Raw genomic sequence first — 22,918 nt, forward strand, 5'->3', positions numbered from 1 at the left:
GCAGGTGTGCCCGGGGCGGGAGACCGGACCGGTGGCGGGTGGTGCGGCGGGCCGTGCCGATCGGCCGCACCCGTCGGTCCGGCGTCGATCCAGCATCGATCCAGGGGAGGAATGAGCAGGTGGAAGGCGTTCGCAACTCCATCACCGGACAGGTCAGGCTCGAAGGCGTCGCGCTCCAGGCGGGCGACATCCACGGGGGCGTGCACGTCCATTCGCACGCTCCGGCGCTGCTTCCAGTACCCCAACAGCTTCCGCCCGCTCCTGCGCGCCTCTGCGGGCGCGGGGCGGAACTCGCCGCGCTCGACCGTGAGTTGCACGCGCTTCCGGTGCCGGGCGGGCGCTGCCTGGTGCTGGCCGGGCCGCCGGGAGTCGGGAAAAGCGCGTTGGCGGGCCACTGGTTGCGGGCCCGGGCCGCGGCCTTCCCCGACGGCCTGTTCTACGCCGACCTCCGCAGCCACGCGCCGGGCGGCCCGGCCGATCCGGTGGAGGTCCTGGGCGCGTTCCTGCGCGCGCTGGGCCTCTCCGGCGTGCCCGCCGAGCCGGGTGAGGCGGCCGCGCTGTGGCGCTCCGCCACCGCGCACCGGCGGATCGGCCTGCTGCTGGACAGCGCCGCCACCGCCGCCCAGGCCCGGGTGCTGCTGCCCGGCTCCGAGCACTCGGTCGTGGTGGTGACCAGCCGGACCAGACTGCCCGGGCTGGTCCTGGACGGTGCCGGGTTCCTCCAGGTCGGCCTGATCGACCGGTCCGCCGCCGTCGAACTGCTGGTGGACCGGGTCGGCGCCGACCGGATCGCGGCCGAACCGCTGGCCGTCGACCAGGTCGTCACCCGGTGCGCGGGACTGCCGCTGGCGGTCTGCGTGGCCGGTGCCCGGATGGCCGCCCGGCCGAGGCAGTCCCTGGCCGCCACCGCCGATGCCCTGCGCACGGAGACCGACCGCCTCGGCGAACTGCGCCTGGACCGGGACCGGGCCGTGCAGGCGGTGCTGGACGCCTCCTACCGGATCCTCGACCCGGCCGCGGCCCGGCTCTACCGGCTGCTCGGTCTGCTGCCGGTGCCCGAGTTCACCGCGGCGCTGGCGGGGGCGGCGGCCGAACTCCGGCCCGCCGAGGCGGCCCGGCTGCTGGAGGAGCTGGGGGACGAACACCTGCTGGAGGAGCCCGACGACGGCCGCTACCGCTTCCACGACCTGGTGCGCCTGCACGCCCGCGGGCACGGTACGAGCGGCGAGCCGCCGCAACTGCGCCGGGCCGCGGTCCGGCGGGTGGCCGAACACCTGCTGGCCACCGCCACCGCCACCGAGCGGCTGATCAGCCCGAGCCGCCGTCTACTGACCCGCAGCTACGACCAACCACCGCTCTGCGTACCGGAGTTCGCGGACGAGGGAGAAGCCCTGAGCTGGCTCGACCGCGAGCGGGGGCAACTCGGCGCGGCCCTGCGGGCGGCGGCCGACGCCGGGCAGAACGCCCTGGTGTGGCAGCTCGCGGACGCCATGTGGCCGCTCTTCCTGCGTCTGCGCGCTTACGAACTCCAGCTGGAGGCACACGAGTCGGGGCTGGCCGCGGCGCGCGCGGAGGGGAACCGGGCGGCCGAGCAGCGGATGCTGACCTCCGGCGGGCACGGGCTGCGCAACGCCGGCCACTTCGCCGAGGCGGCCCGCTGGTACGGCGAGGCGCTGGAACTGGCCCGCGCCATGGCGGACCCCCGGGCGGAGGCCAACGCCCAGTACGGAATCGGCCAGTCGCACCGGATCGCGGGCGAACTCCCCTCCGCCCGGCGGGCCTTCGAGGAGACCCTGCGGCTGCGGGAACTGGTCGGCTACCCCCGGGGCACCGCACTCGCCCGGATCGCTCTCGCCGAAGTCGCCCTGGCCGAAGCCGACCTGCCGGAAGCGGTCGCACAACTCACCAGAGCAGAAGCCGAGTTGACCGCTCTCGGCGACCACTACGAGGCGGCCCGGGCGCTCGCCCTGACCGGTGAGGCCCGACTCGCCGCCGGACACCTCCCGGAGGCCCGGCAGACGCTGGAAGCGGCCCTCACCGCGTTCCGGGCCGCCCGCTCGGCGCTCTGGGAGGCCCGCGTCCTGGAACTGCTGGGGACCCTCGCCGAACGCGGGGGCGACCACCGGGCGGCCCGGGAACACCTGGAACGGGCCCTGGAGCTGTACCGGGCGGTGGCCGCGCCCAACGCCGAACCGCTGGCCCGGCGGCTGGCCGAGCCACCACCGCACTGACCGGCCCGGCCGGCCGGGCGGGCCGAGCCACCGCCGTACCGGCCGGCCCCCGGCGGCGCCGGTCGGCCCCCGGGCCTCAGAACAGCCGGTCGCCGCTCTCGTGCGCGAGCAGCCAGCGCTTGGCGTCGATGCCCGCGGCGAAGCCGGTGAGGCTGCCGTTGGCGCCCATCACCCGGTGGCAGGGGCGGACGATCAGCAGCGGGTTGGCACCGACCGCGCCGCCGACGGCACGTACCGCGCGGGGGGACTGGCCCGCGACGTCGGCGAGTTGGCCGTAGGTGAGGGTGGTGCCGTACGGGATGTCGTCCAGGGCGTCCCAGACCTGCTGCCGGAAGGGCGTGCCGACGGGGGCGAGCGGCAGGTCGAAGGTGGTGCGCTCGCCCGCGAAGTAGGCGGTGAGCTGCTCGACGGCGGGCGCCAGGGCGTCGGCGTCGGGCTGCCAGTGGGCGGCGGGTTCGGCGAGCGCGCCCTTCTGGCCGGGGGCGGTGACGGCGGCCAGCGCGAAGGTGCCGTCGGCGTGGCGGGTGCCGCTGAGCAGCAGGGTGCCGAGCGGGCTGCCCATGGTGGTGAACACGGTGGTGAACACGGTGGTGGGCGCGGTGGTCATGACTGGTCCTCGCGGGTGTTGCGGGTACGGGGTGCGGCGTTGCGGGTACGGGGTGCGGTGCCGTGCCGGGCGGCGGCGGCCGCCCACAGGTGGTGCAGGGCGTAGGAGCGCCAGGGCGCCCAGGCGGTGGAGCGGTCGGCGGCGGTGCGCGGGTCGCCGTTCTCGCCGAGGGCGCGCAGGCCGTCGCGGACGCCGATGTCGGTGGGGAGGAACACGTCCGGGTCGGCCAGCGCGCGCATCCGCAGGTAGCCCACCGTCCACGGGCCGATGCCGGGCAGCGCGAGCAGCTCGGCGGCGGTCCGTTCGCGGTCCACCCCGCGGTCGAGCCGGACGGTGCCGTCGGCGAGCGCGGCGCACAGGCCGAGCAGGGCCCGGCGGCGGGCGTTCGGCATCGCCAGCTGCTCGGGGTCGGCGGCGGCCAGCGCGGCGGCGGTCGGGAACAGCAGCCGCAGGCAGCCGTCGGCGGTCGGCAGCGGGGTGCCGTAGCGCTCGGCGAGCCGGCCGGCCAGGGTGCGGGCGGCGGCCACCGTGACCTGCTGGCCGAGCACCGCGCGGACGGCGAGTTCGTGCGGGTCGACGTGGCCGGGCGAGCGCAGTCCGGGGCGGGCGGCGGCCAGCGGGGCCAGCAGCGGGTCCGCGGCGAGCCGGGCGTCCACCGCGTCCGGGTCGGCGTCCAGATCGAACAGGGCGCGCAGCCGGTGCACGGCCGTGGTCAGGTCGCGCAGGTCGGTGAGGGTCAGCCGGCAGTCCAGCCACCCCCGGTCCGGCCGGTCGCCGGGCCCGAGCCCGTCGACCTCGGCCAGGCCGTGCCCGTACGGGAGGGCCAGCGTGCGCCGGTAGGTGCGGGTGCCGGGGGTCGGGCCCCCGACGACCTCCTCGACGCCCGGGACGGCCCGCAGGCCGAGGAAGTCGATCAGGTGGTCGGTGTCGATCGCGCCCCGGTAGGCCAGCCGCAGGCCGAGCGTGCCGCCCGCGGCGGGGGCGCGGCGGTGGCCGCCGGGTTCGGTGCGCAGCGCCGACGGGGTGCGGTCGTACACCTCGCGGATGGTGTCGTTGAACTGCCGGACGGAGGCGAAGCCGGCCGCGAACGCCACGTCGGTGACCGGGAGTTCGGTGGTCTGCAGGAGCAGCCGGGCGGTCTGCGCGCGCTGCGCCCGGGCCAGCGCGAGCGGGCCCGCGCCGAGCTCGGCGGTCAGCTGCCGCTGGAGTTGCCGGGAGCTGTAGCCGAGCCTGCCGGCCAGCCCGGCGACGCCCTCCCGGTCGACCACGCCGTCCCCGATCAGCCGCATCGCGCGGCCGACCAGGTCGGCCCGGTGGTTCCACTCGGGCGAGCCGGGCACCGAGTCCGGCCGGCAGCGCCGGCAGGCCCGGTAGCCGGCGCCCTGGGCGGCGGCCGCGGTCGGGTAGAAGGTGCAGTTGGTGCGCTTGGGGGTGGTGGCCGGGCAGCTCGGACGGCAGTAGATGCCGGTGGTCCGCACCGCCGTGAAGAACACCCCGTCGAAGCGGGCGTCCCGGCTGTCCACGGCCCGGTACCTGGTCTCGTCGTCGATCACGCCTTCCAGTCTGCGCGATCCCGGGAGTACCGACTGGCGGGATTCGGACATCGCCGTGGCGGCCCGTTCGGCGGGCTGGAGCCGGCGTGCAGGAGTTCTGCGCCGGAGCCGCCGCGCCGGAGCCGGTGCTCCGGGCCGGGGCGGAGAAGGGATGAGCCGCGAGGGCCTCAGCGGGTCGGGTCGGCGCCGGCGAGGGAGCGGGCGAGGAGGTCGAGGCCGGGGAGGGCGCGCATGACGGCTTCGCGGTCGGCGGGGGTGAGGCTCTCCAGGGCGGTGGCGAGGCGGCGTTCGTGGGCGCTCTGCCAGTCGTGCAGCTGCTGGTGGCCGGCTTCGGTGAGGGCGATCCGGGCGGTGCGGCGGTCCCCGGGGTCGGGTTGGCGGTCGACCAGGCCGGCGTCCAGGAGCTTGGAGATCAGGCCGCTGACGGTGTTGGGGGCGAGGCGCTGGCGGGCGGCCAGTTCGCCGACCCGCAGCGGGGAGGCGGCGAGCGTCTGGAGCAGTTCGACCTGGGCCATCGGCAGTGCTTCCCAGGGGAATTCGGAGCGGATCGAGCTCCGCAGCGCCCGGCGCAGCCGGGTGATCACGTCGGTGAGCTGCTGCGCCCCGGCGAGTGCGTCGTCGCCCGCGGCCGCGGGGCCGGACGGGTGCGGGGCGGGCTGGGGCTGCGAAGACATGCCGGACAGCGTAGCGTCCGGCAACCGTGGGGCTACCGGGAGTCCACCCGTCGACCGGCCGGGACGGCGTGCTGTCCGGTGCGTGCGTGCGGGGGCGGGGCGGGGCGGCGGACCGGCCGCCGGGGCGATTGATCGGGGCCGGAACTGCTCCTTGAACGATTATGTCGGAAACAGATATGTTCGGCGCATGGCTGAACCCGCGGCCGCCTCCCGGCTGCTCGACACCCTCCAACTCGCCGAACGCCCCCGCCCCCGCGCCGTCGCCCGCTGGCCGCACGCGCACTGGCTGGCCGTCGGCACCGTCTGCCTGGGCGCCTTCCTCGGCCAACTCACCGCCAGCGTCACCTCGTTGGTCTTCCCCGCGCTGGAAGGACACTTCGCCGCCCCCTTCGCCGCCGTCGAATGGGTCTCGCTGGCGTACCTGCTGGTCCTGGTCGCGCTGCTGGCCCCGGTCGGGCGGCTCTCCGACCTGATCGGCCGCAAGACCGTGTACCTGGGCGGGTTCGCGGTGTTCGCCGCCGCCTCGCTCGGCGCCGGACTGGCCGGGAACCTGGGCGTGCTGATCGCCTGCCGGGCCGTGCAGGCGGTGGGCGGCGCGATGATGCAGGCCAACAGCGTCGCCCTGGTCGCCCGCGGCGTGCCCGAACGGGCGATGCGCACCGCGCTCGGCGTGCAGGCCGCCGCCCAGGCGCTCGGCCTGGCGCTCGGCCCGACCCTCGGCGGCCTGCTGGTCGCGCACGCGTCCTGGCGCTGGGCGTTCTGGGTCAACGTGCCGATCGGCGTGCTCGGGATGCTGGCGGGCTGGTTCCTGCTGCCGCGCACCTTCCCCGACGGCCGCGGCCCGGCCCGGACCGCGGCCCGCGAGGGACGGTTCGACCTGGCCGGACTGCTGCTGCTGGCCGCCTCCTCCACCGCCCTGCTGCTCGCCCTGTCCGCCGCCTCCGGCCTGCCGCTGCCCGGCTGGGCGGTCGCCGCGCTGCTCGCCGCGGCCGCCGCCGGCACCCTCGCCCTGGTCCGGCAGGAGCGCCGCGCCGACCGCCCGCTCGTCCCGCCCGGCCTGGTCAACACCCCCGGCATCCGGGCCGGCCTGCTGGTCGCGCTGATCGGCTACCTGCTGCTGTTCTGCCCGCTGGTCCTGGAACCCGTCGTGCTGGCCGGGCACGGCACCGGCACCACCGCCGCGGGCGCCGCGATCACCGCGCTGCCCGCCGCGTTCGCCCTCGCCGCCACCGTCGGCGGCGCCCTGCTGCCCCGCCGCTGGAGCGACGCCGCCCGCTGCCGCTGCGGCGCGCTCACCGCCGCCGCCGGACTGCTCGCCCTCGCCGCGCTGCCCGCCCCCGGCCCCTGGACGTCGGCCGGGCCGCTGCTGCTCACCGGCTACGGCCTCGGGCTGCTGCTGCCCGCCAACAACGCCCTGGTGATGCGGGCGATCCCCGCGCAGAGCTCGGCCGTCGGCGGCGGACTGGTCAACATGGTGCGCAGCCTGGGCACCGCGCTCGGCACCGCGCTGCCGGTGCTGGCCGTCCACCAGGCCGGGCCGGCGGCCGGCGGCCGGGTCGTCCTGCTGCTGCTCGCGGCGGTCGCCGGGCTGGCCGTCCGGCTCTGCAAGGGCTGAACGGGGGCCGGGGGCCGGGGGCCGGGGGATGAGGGGGAGCGGGAGACGAGGGGCCGGGCGCGGGAACGCCCGAGGGCGCCGTCCGGTGGTCGGGTCGGACGGCGCCCTCGGGCGTTGCGGTGCGCTCGGCGCCGCGGCGGCTCAGGGAGCGGGCTGGGCGCCGCGCTCGGCGAGCATGTCGGTCATCAGCTGGATCTCGGCGTGCTGCGCGTCGACCATGCCCTGGGCGAGCCGCTTCTCCGGGGCGTTGGTCCCCGCGTCCACGTACGCCTGGGCCATCTCCGCGCCCGCCTTGTGGTGCTTGATCATCAGCTGCAGGAAGAACACCTCGGCGTCCTTGCCGCTGAGCGAACGGAGCTTGTCCAGCTCGGTGTTGGTCGCCATGCCGGGCATCAGCGAACCGTCGTGCGCCTCGTAGGTGTGCCCCATCCAGGCCATCGGCTTGGCGGTGGTGCTCTGCGACAGGCCCCACTGGTCGAGGAAGCCCATCAGCATGCCGCGCTGGTTGGCCTGCGTGTTGATGATGTCGAACGCGAAGCCGCGGACCGCCTCGTCCTGGGTGCGGTCCCGGATGATGAACGACATGTCGATGGCCTGCTGGTGGTGCGTGGCCATGTCGCGGGCGAACCCGGCGTCCGCCGAGTCGGTGGCCGGAGCCGCCGAGGCGGTCGCCGCGCTGCCGGACGCGGGCGTGCTGCCCGAGACCAGCGCCGGGACGCCGAGCCCGAGCGCCACCACGGCCGCCAGCGCGGCGGGCCACCAGAACGCCCGCCGACCGCGCCGACCGGCCGGCCGCGCCGACCCGTCCGCGTGCTCCTCGTCCGCGTGCTCCTCGAACTCCTGCTCCGGCTCGCCGCCGGCGGGGGCGGCCGTCACATCTGCCCCGAGCTGCAGCTGGCGCCCTGCTCCAGGGTCTGCGGGCCCTGCACGAACTTGGCGAAGAAGGTCTCCACCCGCGGGTCGCTGGCCGAGTCCACCACCAGCTGGTTGCTCCACGCGGTCAGCGTGATGGTGCCCTGCTCGTCCGGGTACGGGCTCATCAGGCTGTACGGGGTGGCCTTGACCTTGTCGCTGAGGGTCTTGATGTCGTCCGGGGTGGCCTTGCCGTTGTAGGTGACCCAGACCGCGCCGTGCTCCAGCGAGTGCACGGCGTTCTCGTTCTTGACCGGCTTGTCGTAGACGTTGCCCATGCAGGTCTGCCAGACCGGGTTGTGGTCGCCGCCGACCGGCGGGGTCTGCGGGTACTTCACGTCGGTCTGGACGTGGTTCTGGGTGAGCTTGCCGAAGGTCTGCAGGCCCGGGATGTCGGCCTTCGCGGCGTCGTCCTTGGCCTTCTGCGCGGCGTCGGCCGAAGCCTGCGCCGCCGCCGCCTTCTTGTCGCTCTTGTCCTTCGCGTCCAGCGCCAGCCAGGTGCCGCCGCCGATCATGGCGAGCACCAGGGCGGACGAGATGCCGATGGTCAGCGCCTTGTTGCGGCGCTCGCGGCGCTGCTCGATGGCGCGCAGCTCGGCGATCCGGGCCCGGCGGTCTGCCTGCTGGGCGGACTTGGACTGCTTGGAGGCGGAACCCATGGGTGTCTTCCTTGTCCCCGCCGTGATGTGCACGGCGGTCTGCGGTGGGGTGGGGGCAGCGGAGCCGACGGCCTCCCCGCGGGGCGGGGCGCAGACCGTGCGGTGGGTTCCGCTCAGGACCGGTGAACCTGCAGGACGTGCAGGTCGGGTGCGTGGTGCGACCCCGTCGGAACGCCGCCGACCGAGGCGGCGGGCGTCAGCGGCGGGGCGACCAGCAGCGGGCGGACGGCGGTGCCGGGCTGCGGAGGCGCGTTCGGCAACTGCGAGTCCGGCCCGCAGAAGGGGTGGTTTGAGCAGCCGTGACCGGGCACCGGGCCCGGGGCCTCCGCGGTGCACAGGATGAACTCCGCGCCGCTCGTGCCGGCGGCGTTCGGGCCGGCCGGGTCCGAGCCGGCGGGGTCCGTGCTGCCGGCGTCCGCACCGGCGGCGTCCGCGGCCACCGGCTGGTGGTGCGACGGCGCGGTCCGGCCCGACCGGGTGTCCGGGTGGGCGGCCGCCGTCCGGACCGTCCCGCTGGACGGCCCCGCGACGGGCGCCGGGGCCGGATGCGCGGACGCGCCGGGCGACCCCTGACCGGGGGACGGAGCACCCGGCGTCCGGGCGCTCGCCGTGCTCGCCGCGCACGGCAGCAGCGCGAGCAGCGCGGCCAGCAGCACGGACCACAGCACCGCCACCGGACGGAGCACCGCGCATGCGGGCCCTCCGGGGCGAGTACGAGATCCTGGCGCGGCCATGCGCACATATTAATCAGCCGATCGGGTGAAGCGATGCCCCCCTCGGCCTCTCATTTTCCGGCCGAACGCCCCTCGCCCCCGTCTCCGAAGGCCCTGTTCGAACCCGTCCGGACCGGCCCCGTTCCCGTTCCGCCACCGATGGCCGGAACCCTTCCCGGGCGTCCGCGCGATGTTCCGAATCCCGGACACCGTCCGCGTCCTTCGGAAGAATGACCTGACGTCCGGCCCCCTCACGGATCAGGAGCGGTCAGTTGAACGAGCAGGGCGCACCCAGGCAGCCCCGTCCCGACGACACCTGGTGGCACACCGTCTACGCGGGCCCCGCCGACACCCTGCCCGACACCCCGGCCGCGAACACCGACGCCGGAACCGTCGACGACTGGTTCACCACCGCCGCCGGACTCATCGCCCCGCAACGCCGCCCCCCGCGGGACGCCCCGGCGGCCGAGCCGGTCGCCGAGCCGGAGGCGGGGGAAGCGCCCGAGCCCGAGCCCGAGGCGGCGTTCGAGCCCGAGGCGGCGGTGACGGAGCCGGAGCCGGAGCCGGAGGCCGAGTCGGACGCGGTCGGGGGAGAGGCGCCGCTCGGGCCCTCGCCGCGGAGTTGGGCGGAGGCCGCCTGGCCCGACTTCAAGCCGAACTTTTCGAAAGAACCGGTCGCGGAGCCGGTGGACGAGTCGGCCGCGGAGCCGGTGGCGGCCGCGGTGACGGAGGCGGGACCGGTCGCGGAGCCGGTCGCGGGGCCGGTGGTGGTGGAGCCGGCCGGGCCGGTGCCGACGCCGACCCTGACGGACTTCGCGGTGGCCGAGCCGGAGCCGGAACCGGAGCCGGTCGTCGAACCGGAACCGGAGCCGGTCGTCGAACCGGAGCCGGAGCCGGTGGCCGAGCCCGGGCGGGCCGCGCCCTGGCTGGGGCGTCCGCAGGCGCCCGCGGTGCCGCACGTGGGGGAGCGGCCCCCGACGTACGCGCCCGAGCCGACCGCGCTGGCCGCCGCCGATCCGGCCGGGCTGGCCGTGGTGGTGCCCGACACCGCCATCGACGGCGCCCAGTTCGCGGGCACCACGCTGCGGGCGGTGTCCATCCGTGGCGACTCGGCCCGCTACCGGGGCGAGCCGCGCACGGACGCGCTGCTCACCGTCCGGTTCGGCGAGGGCGAGGAGGCGCTGGTGCTGACCGTGCTGGCCGCGCCCGCCCGCCGGGCCAACGCCCAGTGGGGGTCGGCGGCGGCCGCCGAGTCGGCCCGGCAGCTCGCCGCGGCGATCGGCCGCAGCCGGGCCGAACTCGCCGCCGACCTGCGGGCCGGGGCCCGGGACCGCCTCCGCTACGGCCTCCAGCGGATCGCCCTGCAGTCCGCGGTGCAGCTGCGCAGCGCGGCGGAGGAGGCCGCGGAGGAAGCCGCGCCGGACGGTGCCGCGCCGGACGGTGTCGCGCCGTCCGGCCTGCAGCCCGAGGAGACCGCCTCGCTGCACTGCCTGCTGATGTCCGCCGATCCGGCCGCGACCCACCGCGCCGCGTTCGGCACCGGCCCCGGCGGGCTCTACCTGCTGCGCTCGGGCCACTGGATCGACGCCTACGCCGCCCGGCTCCTGCACCACCCCGACGGGCAGCCCCCGCTGCCGCCGGCCTCGATGCCCGCGCCCCGGCCGTTCCGCTTCCGGCTGGTCCCGGCCACCTCCGGCGACATCCTGCTGCTCTGCACCCCGGGCCTGGCCGTCCCGGTCGCCGAGGAACCCGCGGTCGCCCACTTCCTCTCCAGCCACTGGGCCCACCCGCACCCGCCCGGCACCGTCGACTTCCTCCGTCAGATCCAGGTCCGGGCCAAGGGCTACGCGGACGACCGCAGCGCGGTGGCGGTCTGGACGGACTGAGCGGGGACGCGCGTTCAAGGGCCCGGGGAACGGCGGGTCCGTGCTGCTGCGTGTGGTGAACGGAACCGGAAGCCGATGGGCGCTCCGGCAGTGCACCTCGCGCAGACCCGGGCTCGCCGTTCCCCGAGCCCCTGGTGGTGCCCTCCCCCGCAAGCCCGGCTACCAGCCCGGCTACACGCCCAGCAGGGCGTGCGCCGCGGAGGCCGCGTGGGTGAGGGCGGCTTCGCGGGTGGCGCCGGGGAGGTCGATGGCCAGCGGGATGGCGAGGCCGTCGAGGAGGGCGCGGAGCTGGGTCGCGCGGGTGGCGGCGGGGGTGGCGGCGGGGAGGACGCCCGTGCCGCGGCCCTCGTCGAGGAGCGCGGTGAGGTCGTCCTGCCAGGGGGTTTCGATGTCGAGCTGGCCCCGGCGGAGGTCCGCGGTGCCGGGGGAGCGGCTCCACACCTCGATCCACAGGATCCAGCGCGGGTCGCCGGGGCCCTCCGGGAGGTACAGCTCCAGGTAGCGGGCGAGCCGGTCGAGGACGGGCACCTCGCGGCGGGCGAGTTCGCGGCTGCGGCGCTCGCCGAGCTGGGCCTCGCTCCAGCGCAGGGTCTCCAGGAGGAGCTGGTCCTTGCTGCCGAAGTAGTAGAGCAGGTGGCCGGCGCTCATGCCGAGCTGCTCGCCGAGGCCGGCCATGGTGAGCCGGGCCAGGCCGTGTTCGGCGATCGCGGCGCGGGCGGCGGCGTAGACCTCTTCACGGGGGCGGGCCGGCCGGCGGGTGCGGGGCTGCGCCATCCGTACTCCTCGGTGCGTTGCTGTTCGGGACCAGTCTCCCGCACGGGGTCGGGGCGGAGGTCACCAGCCGCCGTGTTCGCGGCTCTCGGCGGTCTCCCGGCGGCCGTCGGCGAGCCCGGCGCGGTAGGCGCGGCGGAGCAGGGCGGCGGCGCGGACGGGGTCGAGGGCGGGGGCGAGGCGGAGGAGTTCGGCGGTGAGGTCGGCGAGGCCGGTGGGGTCGGTAGGGCCGGTGGGGTCGCCGTGGCGGGTGGAGGTGCCGGGGGTTTCGGGGTCCGGGTGTGCGGTGGCCATGCCTCCATCACACCGCTCCCCGGCGGGGTCCGCCCGGCCGGGGAACGGGAGCGGGAACGGGAGGGGAGCGGTGGCCGGGGCGGTGGCGGGGCCCGCCGGTTCAGGCGCCGGGGCGGCGGCCGTACTGGGCGGCCAGGAGCTCGCCGGGCAGGACGAGGTCGGCGGTCTCGACGGGACGGCCGGTGGCCCGGTCGTAGTGGGTGCGCCGGATGGCCAGCGCGGGGGCGCCGGGCAGCCGGTCGAGGGTCTGGGCCTCGGCGCGGGTGAGGGTGCGGGCGGTGACCAGTTCGACGGGGTCGCCGACCTCGATGCCGATGACGGCCATCCGCGCGGCCACGCCGAGGCCGATGTACGGCCCGGCCTCGGGCAGCACGATCAGGTGGTGGCCGGTGACGGACATCGGCTCCCAGGACTCGGCGAGGTACCCGGGTTCGCCGTCCACCAGGTAGAGGTACGAGGTGTGCATCACCGGGGTGCCGGGTGCGACGTCGAGGCGTTCGGCGGTCTCCGCGGTCGCGGCCTCGGTGGTGGACTGGCTGCGCAGCCCGGGGAGGGCGCCCTGTTCGGCGAGGAAGGCGTGGTCCGGCCCGGGCCCGTCGGCCGCGGGGCGGCGCACCAGGGTGCGGCGCGGTTCCTGCGGGCGGACGAAGTAGCCGCGCCCCTGCTTGGCGAGCAGCACGCCCTCCTGCTCCAGCAGCCGGTACGCGGACTGGCCGACGCCGTGCGAGAAGCCGTACTGGGCCTGGAGGTCGGCCAGGGACGGGAGTTGGCTGCCCGGCGGGAACTCGCCGGCGGCGATCCGGTCCCGGACCTGCTCGGCGACCTGCAGGTAGGCGGAGGGTCCGCTGGTGGTCGTCATGGATCGTCCTCCGGAGGTGTGCGGTCCAGCCGATCGGTGACACAGTATCCCCCGCCGCACTACTCTACGTGTAGGGCTTGGCCGTATCCGTACACCCGGGGAGTGGTGGCGAGTGGTGCAGATCAGCGCGCGGGCGTCCGAACTGCGGGCGGCGATCGAGCGGGCCACCGGCCTGCGGGCGGAGGTGCGGCTCGCCGTCGGCAGCACCAGGATCAGCATCCCCTCCCCGCCCGAGGACGCCCCGACCTGGAGCGAACTGCTCAAGGCGCTGCGCACCGCCGACCGCTGGGGTTCCGTCACCGCGGACGGGCGGACCGTCGTCTGGGCCCAGGTCGAGGACCGGCCCTGAGCGCCGGCCCGGCGCGCCCCGGCCGCTCGGCGGCGGTGCGGAAGATGGCCGGAAAACGCCGCGTCTAAAACTGACGGTCCGTCAGTTCCACTGTTACCGGCTGGAGTTGGATGGATCAACGGCCCGCTCCGGCGGCCGGGCGGCGGCGACCGCGTCGGTGTACAGCTCGGTGGTGAGGTCCCGCTCGGTGATCCCGAGCCGGTGCAGCACGCCCCGCACCACGGCGAGGGCGGCCGGCAGGTCCGCCGGGTCCGCCGCCGACGTCTCGACCTCCAGGAAGGTGCCGTCGATCTCGGGCACCCGCACCAGGGTGGCGAGCAGCCGCCGCCCGTCCGCGCTGAACCCGTAGTTCCGGCAGTGCTTCTCGAACGCGATCCGCGGCAGGTGCCCGAGCCCGCGCAGGATCGCGTGGGCGGCCGCGGGATCGTCCACCCCGGTCTCGTGCTCCGGCTTCGACCCGGACGCCTCGTCCACCCGCGCCCCCTTGTACGTCAGCACCGTACGCGTACGGCCGCCGCCGTACACGGTCCGGATCCGCAGCTCGCGGTCGCCGCCCGTCAGCGACCCGGCCGGGTCGTCGTAGTAGGTGTCGCGGTACACCTCCCCCCGGCCCGGGCCGTACGCCGCCTCCAAGGCGGCCAGCACCCCCTCGGGGTCGGGCACGCGGGCCTTCAGTTCGGCTTCGATGGCCACCTGGTCCTCCGTCGGACGATGGGTGCGGAGTTCCACGCCATCATCCCCGCCGGGCGGCCGCGGCGACCGCGGCGACCGCCCGGCGGGGACGGGCCGGGGTCAGGGGCGGGGCTGCTGCTGGGTGATGCAGTGGATGCCGCCGCCGTTGGCGAAGATCTCGCGGGCGTCGACCAGTTCGACGGTGCGGTCGGGGTACGCCTTCTCCAGGACCGCCTTGGCCTGTTCGTCGCGCGGGTCGTCGAAGGCGCAGAGCAGGACGGCGCCGTTGGCCACGTAGTGGTTGATGTAGGAGTAGTCGACGGGCTCGCCGTCCTCGTCGAACAGGACGGTGGGGGCGGGGAGTTCGATGACCTCCAGGGTGCGGCCGCGGGCGTCGGTGGCGGTGCGCAGGAGGTCGGCGAGTTCCCGGCAGACGAGGTGGTCGGGGTGGGCCGGGTCGGGCTGGGAGTGGACGACCACGGTGCCGGGGCGGACGAAGGCGGCGACGATGTCGATGTGGCCGCGGGTGCCGAACTCGTCGTAGTCGCGGGTCAGTCCGCGCGGGAGCCAGATCGCCTTGGTGGTGCCGAGGTGGGCGTGGAGTTCGGCCTCGACCTGTTCGCGGGTCCAGTCGGCGTTGCGGCCCGCACCGAGTTGGACGGTGTCGGTGACCAGGACGGTGCCCTCGCCGTCGACGTGGATGCCGCCGCCCTCGTTGATCAGCCGGGAGGCGAAGCGCCGCGCGCCGGTCAGGTCGGTGACGTGCTCGGCGATGTCCTGGTCCTTGTCCCAGCGGGCCCAGGACTGGGCGCCCCAGCCGTTGAACACCCAGTCGGCGGCGGCGAGTTCGCCGTTCTCGCCGAGCAGGAAGGACGGGCCGATGTCGCGCATCCAGGCGTCGTTCAGCGGCCGTTCGACGATCTCCACCTCGGGGGCGAGGTAGCGGCGGGCGTCCGCGCCCTCGCCGGTGTTGGCCACCAGGGTGACCGGCTCGTACCGGACGAGGGTGTTGGCGACGTCGGCCCAGGCGCGGCGGGCGGCGTCCAGCTGCTCGGCGCCGTCGAAGGTGGGGTTGCCGGTGGGGAAGGCCATCCAGGTGCGCTCGTGCGGGTGCCACTCGGCGGGCATCGTGAAGCCGAGCGAGGCGGGGGTGGGGGAGCTGGTCATGGGGGTGGAGTCCTAAGCGGGGGAAGGGTGTTCAGAGGAAGTAGAGGCGGCTGAGCGAGACCGAGTCGGCGGGCTCCGAGCGCAGCGGTTCGCCGTCCAGCGAGACCAGCCCGGTCTCGGAGACGTCGACCCGGCCGGTCCGGCCGTTGCGCAGCATCGAACGCGGCCCGATGCCGCGCGTCCCGCGCACGCCCACCCGCCGCCTGCGGGTGGGGAGTTGGTCGCCCGCGACGTCCAAGTAGGCGGAGTCGGCGGCAGCCTGGGCGACGAAGGCCACCGAGAGGTCGGCGGCGGTGGCCCCGTGCGCGCCGAACTGCGGTCCCAGGACGAGGGGTTCGCAGCGGTCGGTGGAGGCGTTCGGGTCGCCGACCACGCCGTACGCGGGGAAGCCGGCCTTGAGGACGAGTTGCGGCTTGGCGCCGAAGTGGTCGGGGCGCCACAGCACGATGTCGGCCAGCTTGCCGGGTTCGATCGACCCGATCTCGTGCGAGAGGCCGTGCGCGATCGCCGGGTTGATGGTCAGCTTGGCGATGTAGCGCAGCACCCGCTCGTTGTCGTCGCCGCCCTCGGCCGTCCCGTACGAGCCGGTGCCGTCGAGCGGGCCGAGTTCGGCCTTCATCTTGCCGGCCATCGCGAAGGTCCGGCGGACCGTCTCGCCGGCCCGGCCCATGCCCTGGGCGTCGGAGGAGGTGATGCCGATGACGCCGAGGTCGTGCAGCACGTCCTCGGCGCCCATCGTCCCGGCCCGGATCCGGTCGCGGGCCATCGCGGCGTCGCCGGGCAGGTCGGGCTTGAGGTCGTGGGCGGAGACGATCATGTCGTAGTGCTCGCCCAGCGCGTCCCGGCCGAACGGGAGGGTCGGGTTGGTGGAGGAGCCGATGACGTTCGCCACGCCCGCCATCTTCAGCACGTTCGGCACGTGGCCGCCGCCGCAGCCCTCGATGTGGAAGGCGTGGATCGTCCGGCCCTCCAGCACCGCGAGGGTGTCCTCGACCGACAGGCACTCGTTCAACCCGTCGGTGTGCAGGGCGACCTGGACGTCGTACTGCTCGGCGACCCGCAGCGCGGTGTCCAGCGCCCGGGTGTGCGCGCCCATGTCCTCGTGCACCTTGAAGCCGGAGGCGCCGCCCTCGGCCAGCGCCTCCACCAGCGGAGCCGGGTCGGAGGACGAACCACGGCCCAGGAAGCCGATGTTGACCGGCCAGGCGTCGAAGGCGTTGAACGCGTGCCGCAGCGCCCAGGGCGAGTTGACGCCCACGCCCCAGACCGGGCCGAACTCCTGGCCGATGACCGTGGTCACCCCGGAGGCCAGCGAAGCCTCCATGATGCGCGGGGAGAGCAGGTGCACGTGGGTGTCCACGGCGCCCGCGGTGGCGATCAGGCCCTCGCCGGAGACGATGGTGGTGCCGGTGCCGACCGCCACCTCCACCCCGTCCAGGGTGTCCGGGTTGCCCGCCCGGCCGATCGAGGTGATCCGGCCCGCCCGGATGCCGATCGAGGTCTTCCGGACGCCCAGCACCGCGTCGATCACCAGCACGTTGGAGACCACCACGTCGCAGGTGTCCCGGACCGCGGCGGGCTTCAGGTGCAGCCCGTCCCGGGCGGTCTTGCCGAAGCCGGCCAGGAACTCGTCGCCCGGCGCCTGCGAGTCCGACTCGACCCGGACGATCAGCCCGGAGTCGCCGAGCCGGACCCGGTCGCCCGCGCGCGGGCCGTGCACCGAGATGTAGTCGTGCGGGGTGATGGCGCTCATGCGGGGTCCTTCCGGGGGCAGAGGGGGGTCACTGGGCCGGCTCGCTGTCGTCGAACTCGGTCAGGTAGCCCGTCGCCCGGGCCTTCGCCAGCGCCGCGGCCTTCGCGCCCGGCGCGTCCAGCGGGCCGTCCACCAGCCCCGCGAAGCCGATCGCCACCCGGGCCCCGCCGATCGGCACCAGGCCCACCTCGACCGTCGCCCCCGGGTCGAAGCGCACCGAGGAGCCGGCCGGCACCGCCAGGTGGGTGCCGTACGCGGCGGCCCGGTCGAAGGCCAGCCGCGGGTTCGACTCGAAGAAGTGGAAGTGCGAGGTCACCGAGATCGGCACCGCGGCGGTGTTGTGCACCGGCAGCAGCAGGGTCTCCTCCACCGGGTCGTACCCCTCGCCCGCGCCCGGCAGCGCCGCGCCCGGGGCGTCCTCGCCCAGCGAGCCCGCGCCGCGGAACGGGTCGGTGACCACCGCCAGCCGCGTCCCGTCCTCGAACACCGCCTCCACCTGCACCACCGTCACCACGTCCGCGACGCCGGGCAGCACGTCCGCGGCGCTCAGCACCGTCCGTCCGGCCTCGATCGCCTCGGCCAGCCGGCGGCCGTCGCGGGCCGCCTCGCAGACCGCGTCCGCGATCAGCGCGGTCGCCTCCGGCACGTTCAGTCGCACGCCGCGCGCCCGTCGGGCGCGGGCCAGCTCGGCCGCGGTGAAGATCAGCAGCCGGTCCCGTTCAGTGGGGGTCAGTCGCACGGTGCCTCGCTCAGAGGGGGTCGCGGGGGTGGTCGGTACAGATGTTAGAACGCCGTTCAAACTTAGCACCGCCGACACTCCAGGCGGAGGGGGGAGCCCTTCCGGCGGGAACGGCGGGGCGCGCCCCCGGCGGTGCCCCCGTGAGCCCCCGGCGGGGCCCGCTTCGCCCGGGGAGGGGTTTTCCGGTGGTGGAGTGGGCAAGAGGAAGGCGAGAAGCGGCCATCGGGCCCGGCGGGGGGACCGGGGCGGCCGTCCCGGAACTACGGCGGGGGCGTAAGAGGTTGATGGACGGTCAGGCGAGGTTTCCGCGACAGCGGTCGGCCACGTGGCGGGAGGGCGCCGAGTACCGGGGGCCGGCGCACGGGGCCCCGGCGGCGTACCAACCCTCCTGCGCGCTGCACCGCCGGCTGCACGCCGCGCTGGACGCGGCGGACCTGCCGGCGGTCGGGGCGATCCGCCGCCGGCTGCGGGCGGCGCTGGACCACTGGGGCGTCCCGGAGGAACTGGCCGACACCGCGGAGCTGCTCGCCTCCGAGCTGGTGACGAACGCGCTGGTGCACACCGGCCGCGGGGCGGTCTTCGACGCGGTGCTGACCGAGGAGTCCCGGCTGCGGGTCGAGGTGCAGGACGGCGCGGCGCAGGTGCCCAGCCGGCGCGCGGCCGCCGAGACGGCTACCTCGGGGCGCGGGCTGTTCCTGGTGGAGGCGCTGGCGGACGACTGGGGCGTGCAATTGCGGGCGGACGGCAAGACCACCTGGTTCGAGCTCTCCGCGGCCTGACCGGGTCGGCGGAGGGGGGAATTCCGGGGCCGCGGCGCGGGCCGGCCCGGGTGAATATGCCGCGGGCGATCGTGTGCGATCCGTACCGTTCGGCGCACCGGCATTGCCGCCTTGCCGAACATACGAGAGGCTAGTGAGAATGTGTGCCAGGAGGCACACGCAACCATCGCGGTCCGGCCGGCCCAGTAGGGGACACGGGAACACCAGCGGCCGCCAGGCAAGGCACCGGCAGGAGAAGCATGGCCACAGAGCCCGAGGCGCCTGGGCCCGCCCGCCGCACCCCGCCCGCCCAGGCCACCAGGAACGAGAGCACCGGGAACCCGCTGCGCACCGCCGTCGGCCCGCCCGCCGCCGGCCGGACCGTGCCGGCGCCCTCCGGCCGCGGCCTGCCCACCCGCACCGGGGACTCCAGCCCCGAGTGGCTGGAACCCGCGATGGCCGCCAACGGCATCGGCTCCTTCGACTGGGACATCCGCCGCGACGTGCTGGTCGGCGACCAGCGCGCCTGCACGATCCTCGGACTGGTCGGCCAGCCCTTCGACCGGACCTCCGCCGCCTTCCTGTCCCTGCTGCACCCCCAGGACGCGCCCGTGGTGCGCCGCCGGGTCGAGCGCGCCGTCGCCGAACTCGGCCAGTGCGGCGCCTACTACCGCACCGTCTTCCCGAACGGCGAACTGCACGCCGTGCGCTTCCGCGGCCGGGTCCTCGCCGACGCCTTCGGCCGCCCGTCCCGGATGGTCGGCTTCGTCTGGGACGCCACCGTCGAACTGCACAAGCGCGAACGCGCCGACGAGCAGGCCCAACTGCGCGAGGAGCGCTCCCGGTTCATCAAGGAGGCCGCCCGGGCGCTCTCCGAGGCCGTCACCGTCCGGGACGTCGCCCGGGTCTTCACCGAACTCCCGCTGCCCGGCCTCGGCCCCGACGGCCTCGCCCTGGCCTCGCTGGAAGCCGGCCGGATCGCCCTGCTCGGCTCCAGCGGCTACCGCAGCCGGCTCAGCGACCAGTTCGACCGGATCCCGCTCGCCCCCACCCACCCCGCCGCCGAGGCGATCCGGCAGCGCGCCCCGATCTTCGTCTCCAGCCGCGAGGAGTACCGGGAGCGCTACCCCGAAGCCTGGGACTGGGCCGAGGAGAGCGGCCGCTCCTCCTGGGCGTTCCTCCCGCTGGTCGCCAGCGGCCGCCCCACCGGCGTCTGCGTGGTCTCCTTCGACGACGCCCGCGAACTCGACGCCGACGAGCGCACTCTGCTCTCCACCCTCGGCGGCCTGGTCGCCCAGTCCCTCGCCCGGGCCCGCCTGCACGACGCCGAGCACGAACTCGCCGCCGGCCTGCAGCGCGTCATGCTGCCCCGCACCGTCCCCGCCGTCCCCGGCGTCAGCACCGCCGTCCGCTACCTCGCCGCCGGCTCCGGACTCCAGATCGGCGGCGACTGGTACGACGTCGTCCCGCTGCCCGGCGGCCACGTCGGCCTGGTCATCGGCGACGTCCAGGGCCACGACGTGCACGCCGCCGGGATCATGGGCCAGCTGCGGATCGCGCTGCGCGCCTACGCCGCCGAGGGCCACCCGCCCGCCGCCGTGATGGCCCGCGCCTCCCGCTTCCTCGCCGACCTCGACACCGACCACTTCGCCACCTGCACCTACGCCGAGGTCAACGTCGACTACGGCGTCGTCTACGCCGTCCGGGCCGGCCACCTCGACCCCGTGGTCCGCCGCGCCGACGGCACCGCGCACCCCGTCCCGGTCTCCGGCGGCCTCCCGCTGGGCGTCGACCCCGACGAGGAGTACCGGGTCACCCGGTTCAGCCTCGACCCCGGCGAGACGGTCGTGCTCTGCACCGACGGACTCGTCGAGGCCCGCGACATGGACCTCGACACCGGGTTCGCCCGGCTCTGCGCGACCGTCTCCGGCCACCTCCCCGGCATCGACGAGTCCCCCCGCGAACCGCTGGAGGAACTCGCCGACCGGATCGCCTCGCAGGCCGCCGACACCAGCGAACGCGAGGACGACATCGCGCTGCTGCTGCTCCGCTGGGACGGCCCGGCCGGCGGCCGCGCCGCACAGCAACTGCGCCGCCGGATCGGCCAGGCCGACCTGGCCCGGATCGCCGAACTGCGCGGCGAACTCCGGGACGCACTGCGGCGCTGGGGCGTGCCCGACCTCATCGACACCGCCGAACTGCTCTCCTCCGAACTCGTCACCAACGCGATCCGGCACACCGACCGGGACGCGATGTTCACCGCCCGCCTCTACCAGGAGCACGGTCGGGCCCGCCTGCGCGTCGAGGTCGAGGACGAGTCGGACCTCTGGCCCACCCGCCGCACCCCCGGCGAGCAGGCGTCCTCCGGCCGCGGACTGATGCTGGTCGAGGCGCTCGCCGACACCTGGGGCGTGGAGCCCCGGGGGACGGGCAAGCGGATGTGGTTCGAGCTCAGCAGTTAGGCAGCCGAAGGGGAACGAACCAGGGGCTCGGGGAACGGCGAGGCCCAGTCTGCTGGCGGTGCACTGCCGGAGCGCGCATCTGCTTCTGGTTCCGTTCACTACACGCAGCAGCACGGACCTTCGATGGGCTCCGGCCGTCAGCAGCATCGACTCGCCGTTCCCCGAGCCCCTGACGGGGCTCCCTGTCGGTGCTCTGCATCAGCCGAACTGCTGCTCCAGGTCCTTGAGCTTCTGCTCCAGGGAGTCGAGCCGGGGCAGGGTCACGGTGTCCTCCTCGGGGGTGAGGTCGATGACGCTGCGGTGGGGGGCGGGGGTGGCGGGGAGGCCGGTGGGGGTCGCTATGGCGGGCTCCGTCGGGGTGGCGGGGGTGGTGGGGGCGGCGGCCGGTTCGAGTTGGCGGGCGGCGCGGTGGCGCCAGCCGGAGCCGGGCTGGCGGCCGATGGCGCGGATCTCGGCGCGTTCGCGGCGGGAGGCCATCCGGCGCCGTTCGCGGTCCTCGGCGGCGGTCCGCCTGTCGTCGCGGACCTCCTCGACCGCCTCGTCCAGGGTGCGGACGCCCTCCAGCAGCATCAGCGACCACGCGGCGTAGGTCTCGCGCGGGGCGCGCAGCCAGCGGACCACCCGGATCTGCGGGAGCGGGCGGGGAACGAGTCCCTGCTCGCGGAGGGCGGCCACCCGGGTCTGCTTGAGGGCGCGGTCGAAGAGGACGGCCGCGGAGAGCGACATGCCGGCGAAGAACTGCGGGGCGCCGTCGTGGCCGAGGCCGCGCGGGGCGTGCACCCAGTTGAACCAGGCGGACGCGGCGGCGAACAGCCACACCAGCAGGCGGGAGCCGAGCGCGGCGTCGCCGTGGCTGGCTTCGCGGACGGCGAGGACGGAGCAGAACATGGCCGCGCCGTCGAGCCCGAACGGGACGAGGTACTCCCAGCCGCCGGAGAGGCCGAGGTTCTGGACGCCGAAGCCGACCAGCCCGTGGAAGGAGAGCGCGGCGGCGACCGCGGCGCAGCAGAACAGCAGCAGGTAGGAGGCCCCGCCGTAGAGGGACTCGGTGCGGCGGCGGCGTTCCTCGGCGCGCTCCCAGGCGGAGTCCGGCCCGCTGCCGGTGGTGGCGCTAGCCGGCCCGGTGCGGCTGCGGGCGAAGGCCAGCAGGGCGATGACGGCCAGCAGGACGGCCGTACCGGCGACGGCCCAGCCCAGCGGTATGTCCGACAGTCTCATGACCTGATCCAGCCTCGCTTTCCGGTCGTGATGGCGGGGACCATCATGGCGGAGAAATTCGGCGATCAAGGCGGGATCGGGGGCATTACCCCGTTAGGGGGGAATTTCGGCGGAAATAATGAATGATCGTCAGACCGGTTTCGCCCCGGCGGCGTTCCCGCGGCGCTACCGGGCGCGCGGGCAGCTGACGCAGAGTTCGGCCGGGCGGACGGTGTAGTACAGGCAGCAGCTGACCCGGGTCCGGGACCGGGCGCCGTCCGGGCCGCGGAAGCCCGGCGTGCCGACGAACGGGGCCGCGGCGGCGTCGCCGGTCAGCAGGGCCTCCAGTTCGGCCACCGCGCGGGGCTCCTCGCCGAGCAGCCCGGCGGCGTACCAGAGGCCGTCCACCACGTCGTCGGTGACCAGCGCCCACAGGGTGCGCGGGCCGCGGCGCACCGCGGGGCGGAAGGAGTCGAGCAGCGGCGCGAAGTGCTCGGCGAGCGCGGTGCGCAGGGCGGCGTCGAGCGCCGGGCGGTCCGGGACGACCAGGGCGTCCGGGCGGGCGGCCGCCGGGTCGTCGGGCAGGCAGTGGAAGCCGGCCGGGCGGGCGGTCAGTTCGCCGGTGCCGCGGTTGATCGAGACCCGGGACGGCGGCAGCAGCGGGACGCGGCGCTCCAGCAGCCAGGGCAGGGTGAAGGCGAGCGCGACCGGCCAGGCGTAGCGGTGCAGGCTGAACCCGGCGGTGACGTCCGGGCGGGTCGGGGCGCCGTACAGGTCGAGGCCCAGCCGCTCGTCGAAGGCGATCATCGCGTCCAGCGCGGCCCGGTCGCCGGCCAGCGCGGTGGCGGTGGTCCAGCCGGGGCCGGTGCGCGGGGCGGCGTGGTGGATCCGCAGGTCGGGGAAGGCCCGGCCCAGGCGCAGCCAGCTGTCCCGGCAGGGGAGCGCGTCGAGGGCGGCGGCGCGGGGGGAGGCGGGGGACTGCTCGACCTGGTAGGTGGTCACGCGGGCTCCCTGGGTGGTGCTCCCGGGAGCGGGCCCGGGCACGGC

General features: G+C 75.6%; 21 protein-coding genes. 6 read left to right on the forward strand and 15 right to left on the reverse strand.

Features of this window, described 5'->3' with window-relative positions; all coding sequences use genetic code 11:
* Positions 1-119: 119 nt before the first annotated feature.
* A complete protein-coding gene (locus tag ACWEO5_RS01780) occupies positions 120-2,231 on the forward strand; it encodes an ATP-binding protein (RefSeq protein WP_452159136.1) in 2,112 nt (703 codons plus the stop codon).
* Positions 2,232-2,307: 76 nt separating this feature from the next.
* Here the strand turns inward: ACWEO5_RS01780 and ACWEO5_RS01785 are convergent, their stop codons facing one another.
* The 3 genes from ACWEO5_RS01785 to ACWEO5_RS01795 all read right to left on the reverse strand — a co-directional run bounded on the left by ACWEO5_RS01785 (position 2,308) and on the right by ACWEO5_RS01795 (position 5,065).
* Positions 2,308-2,838: a methylated-DNA--[protein]-cysteine S-methyltransferase gene (locus tag ACWEO5_RS01785; protein ID WP_452159138.1), complete on the reverse strand. Its 531-nt coding sequence runs from the start codon at positions 2,836-2,838 to the stop codon at positions 2,308-2,310.
* The gene (locus ACWEO5_RS01790) at positions 2,835-4,442 is read right to left on the reverse strand and encodes a DNA-3-methyladenine glycosylase 2 family protein (RefSeq protein ID WP_452159140.1); all 1,608 of its coding nucleotides are present in this window, start codon (positions 4,440-4,442) and stop codon (positions 2,835-2,837) included. Before ACWEO5_RS01790 ends, ACWEO5_RS01785 begins: the two co-directional genes overlap by 4 nt.
* Before the next feature lie 116 nt (positions 4,443-4,558).
* The gene (locus tag ACWEO5_RS01795; RefSeq protein WP_452159142.1) at positions 4,559-5,065 is read right to left on the reverse strand and encodes a MarR family winged helix-turn-helix transcriptional regulator; all 507 of its coding nucleotides are present in this window, start codon (positions 5,063-5,065) and stop codon (positions 4,559-4,561) included.
* Positions 5,066-5,252: 187 nt separating this feature from the next.
* Here ACWEO5_RS01795 and ACWEO5_RS01800 point away from each other — a divergent pair, with 187 nt between their 5' ends.
* Positions 5,253-6,680: an MFS transporter gene (locus tag ACWEO5_RS01800; RefSeq protein WP_452159144.1), complete on the forward strand. Its 1,428-nt coding sequence runs from the start codon at positions 5,253-5,255 to the stop codon at positions 6,678-6,680.
* A gap of 141 nt (positions 6,681-6,821) precedes the next feature.
* On the opposite strand, the gene ACWEO5_RS01805 is transcribed toward ACWEO5_RS01800, so the two are convergent.
* The 3 genes from ACWEO5_RS01805 to ACWEO5_RS01815 form a co-directional block, all read right to left on the reverse strand.
* On the reverse strand, positions 6,822-7,556 hold the full coding sequence (locus ACWEO5_RS01805) for a DUF305 domain-containing protein (RefSeq protein ID WP_452159146.1): 735 nt from the start codon (positions 7,554-7,556) through the stop codon (positions 6,822-6,824).
* Positions 7,553-8,251 carry a DUF3105 domain-containing protein gene (locus ACWEO5_RS01810; protein WP_452159148.1) on the reverse strand — a complete coding sequence of 233 codons (699 nt, stop codon included), beginning with the start codon at positions 8,249-8,251 and terminating at the stop codon, positions 7,553-7,555. The genes ACWEO5_RS01805 and ACWEO5_RS01810 overlap by 4 nt, the downstream gene beginning before the upstream one ends.
* Positions 8,252-8,364: 113 nt before the next feature.
* Positions 8,365-8,937, reverse strand: a complete 573-nt coding sequence (locus ACWEO5_RS01815; RefSeq protein WP_452159149.1) for a hypothetical protein — start codon at positions 8,935-8,937, stop codon at positions 8,365-8,367.
* Between the two features lie 299 nt (positions 8,938-9,236).
* Between ACWEO5_RS01815 and ACWEO5_RS01820 the strand changes: the two genes are divergently transcribed.
* Positions 9,237-10,850, forward strand: a complete 1,614-nt coding sequence (locus tag ACWEO5_RS01820) for a protein phosphatase 2C domain-containing protein (protein WP_452159151.1) — start codon at positions 9,237-9,239, stop codon at positions 10,848-10,850.
* 171 nt (positions 10,851-11,021) lie between these two features.
* Here ACWEO5_RS01820 and ACWEO5_RS01825 read toward each other — a convergent pair whose 3' ends face one another.
* The 3 genes from ACWEO5_RS01825 to ACWEO5_RS01835 form a co-directional block, all read right to left on the reverse strand.
* Positions 11,022-11,624 (reverse strand): TetR/AcrR family transcriptional regulator, encoded by a 603-nt coding sequence (locus ACWEO5_RS01825; protein ID WP_452159153.1) that lies wholly within the window; start codon positions 11,622-11,624, stop codon positions 11,022-11,024.
* 60 nt (positions 11,625-11,684) lie between these two features.
* Positions 11,685-11,915, reverse strand: a complete 231-nt coding sequence (locus tag ACWEO5_RS01830) for a hypothetical protein (RefSeq protein ID WP_452159155.1) — start codon at positions 11,913-11,915, stop codon at positions 11,685-11,687.
* A gap of 100 nt (positions 11,916-12,015) precedes the next feature.
* A complete protein-coding gene (locus ACWEO5_RS01835; RefSeq protein WP_452159157.1) occupies positions 12,016-12,774 on the reverse strand; it encodes a GntR family transcriptional regulator in 759 nt (252 codons plus the stop codon).
* Positions 12,775-12,886: 112 nt separating this feature from the next.
* On the opposite strand from ACWEO5_RS01835, the gene ACWEO5_RS01840 reads away from it, so the two are divergent.
* The gene (locus ACWEO5_RS01840; protein ID WP_452159159.1) at positions 12,887-13,123 is read left to right on the forward strand and encodes a hypothetical protein; all 237 of its coding nucleotides are present in this window, start codon (positions 12,887-12,889) and stop codon (positions 13,121-13,123) included.
* Between the two features lie 93 nt (positions 13,124-13,216).
* Here the strand turns inward: ACWEO5_RS01840 and ACWEO5_RS01845 are convergent, their stop codons facing one another.
* The 4 genes from ACWEO5_RS01845 to ureA all read right to left on the reverse strand — a co-directional run bounded on the left by ACWEO5_RS01845 (position 13,217) and on the right by ureA (position 17,454).
* Positions 13,217-13,816 carry a class IV adenylate cyclase gene (locus ACWEO5_RS01845; protein ID WP_452159161.1) on the reverse strand — a complete coding sequence of 200 codons (600 nt, stop codon included), beginning with the start codon at positions 13,814-13,816 and terminating at the stop codon, positions 13,217-13,219.
* A 99-nt stretch (positions 13,817-13,915) separates the two neighbouring features.
* Positions 13,916-14,962 (reverse strand): agmatine deiminase family protein, encoded by a 1,047-nt coding sequence (locus tag ACWEO5_RS01850; protein ID WP_452159163.1) that lies wholly within the window; start codon positions 14,960-14,962, stop codon positions 13,916-13,918.
* 31 nt (positions 14,963-14,993) lie between these two features.
* Positions 14,994-16,715 carry an urease subunit alpha gene (locus tag ACWEO5_RS01855; protein WP_452159165.1) on the reverse strand — a complete coding sequence of 574 codons (1,722 nt, stop codon included), beginning with the start codon at positions 16,713-16,715 and terminating at the stop codon, positions 14,994-14,996.
* A 28-nt stretch (positions 16,716-16,743) separates the two neighbouring features.
* Complete coding sequence (gene ureA / locus ACWEO5_RS01860; protein WP_344551897.1) at positions 16,744-17,454, reverse strand: urease subunit gamma; 711 nt, start codon at positions 17,452-17,454, stop codon at positions 16,744-16,746.
* Between the two features lie 284 nt (positions 17,455-17,738).
* Here ureA and ACWEO5_RS01865 point away from each other — a divergent pair, with 284 nt between their 5' ends.
* A complete protein-coding gene (locus ACWEO5_RS01865; RefSeq protein WP_452159167.1) occupies positions 17,739-18,233 on the forward strand; it encodes an ATP-binding protein in 495 nt (164 codons plus the stop codon).
* 239 nt (positions 18,234-18,472) lie between these two features.
* A complete protein-coding gene (locus ACWEO5_RS01870) occupies positions 18,473-20,674 on the forward strand; it encodes a SpoIIE family protein phosphatase (protein WP_452159169.1) in 2,202 nt (733 codons plus the stop codon).
* A 198-nt stretch (positions 20,675-20,872) separates the two neighbouring features.
* Here the strand turns inward: ACWEO5_RS01870 and ACWEO5_RS01875 are convergent, their stop codons facing one another.
* Positions 20,873-21,892 (reverse strand): DUF2637 domain-containing protein, encoded by a 1,020-nt coding sequence (locus ACWEO5_RS01875; RefSeq protein WP_452159171.1) that lies wholly within the window; start codon positions 21,890-21,892, stop codon positions 20,873-20,875.
* Between the two features lie 165 nt (positions 21,893-22,057).
* A complete protein-coding gene (locus tag ACWEO5_RS01880) occupies positions 22,058-22,873 on the reverse strand; it encodes a (2Fe-2S)-binding protein (RefSeq protein WP_452159173.1) in 816 nt (271 codons plus the stop codon).
* Between the last annotated feature and the right edge of the window lie 45 nt (positions 22,874-22,918).

It is taken from the genome of Kitasatospora sp. NPDC004272 (assembly GCF_053603035.1).

Bases quoted from the DNA above. Each gene is read 5' to 3' on its own strand.
- ACWEO5_RS01785 (WP_452159138.1), bottom strand. From the start codon at position 2,838: ATGACCACCGCGCCCACCACCGTGTTCACCACCGTGTTCACCACCATG.
- ACWEO5_RS01790 (WP_452159140.1), bottom strand. From the start codon at position 4,442: ATGTCCGAATCCCGCCAGTCGGTACTCCCGGGATCGCGCAGACTGGAA.
- ACWEO5_RS01810 (WP_452159148.1), bottom strand. From the start codon at position 8,251: ATGGGTTCCGCCTCCAAGCAGTCCAAGTCCGCCCAGCAGGCAGACCGC.
- ACWEO5_RS01795 (WP_452159142.1), bottom strand. From the start codon at position 5,065: ATGTCTTCGCAGCCCCAGCCCGCCCCGCACCCGTCCGGCCCCGCGGCC.
- ACWEO5_RS01875 (WP_452159171.1), bottom strand. From the start codon at position 21,892: ATGAGACTGTCGGACATACCGCTGGGCTGGGCCGTCGCCGGTACGGCC.
- ACWEO5_RS01835 (WP_452159157.1), bottom strand. From the start codon at position 12,774: ATGACGACCACCAGCGGACCCTCCGCCTACCTGCAGGTCGCCGAGCAG.
- ACWEO5_RS01800 (WP_452159144.1), top strand. From the start codon at position 5,253: ATGGCTGAACCCGCGGCCGCCTCCCGGCTGCTCGACACCCTCCAACTC.
- ACWEO5_RS01865 (WP_452159167.1), top strand. From the start codon at position 17,739: ATGGACGGTCAGGCGAGGTTTCCGCGACAGCGGTCGGCCACGTGGCGG.
- ACWEO5_RS01850 (WP_452159163.1), bottom strand. From the start codon at position 14,962: ATGACCAGCTCCCCCACCCCCGCCTCGCTCGGCTTCACGATGCCCGCC.
- ACWEO5_RS01870 (WP_452159169.1), top strand. From the start codon at position 18,473: ATGGCCACAGAGCCCGAGGCGCCTGGGCCCGCCCGCCGCACCCCGCCC.
- ACWEO5_RS01830 (WP_452159155.1), bottom strand. From the start codon at position 11,915: ATGGCCACCGCACACCCGGACCCCGAAACCCCCGGCACCTCCACCCGC.
- ACWEO5_RS01825 (WP_452159153.1), bottom strand. From the start codon at position 11,624: ATGGCGCAGCCCCGCACCCGCCGGCCGGCCCGCCCCCGTGAAGAGGTC.
- ACWEO5_RS01855 (WP_452159165.1), bottom strand. From the start codon at position 16,715: ATGAGCGCCATCACCCCGCACGACTACATCTCGGTGCACGGCCCGCGC.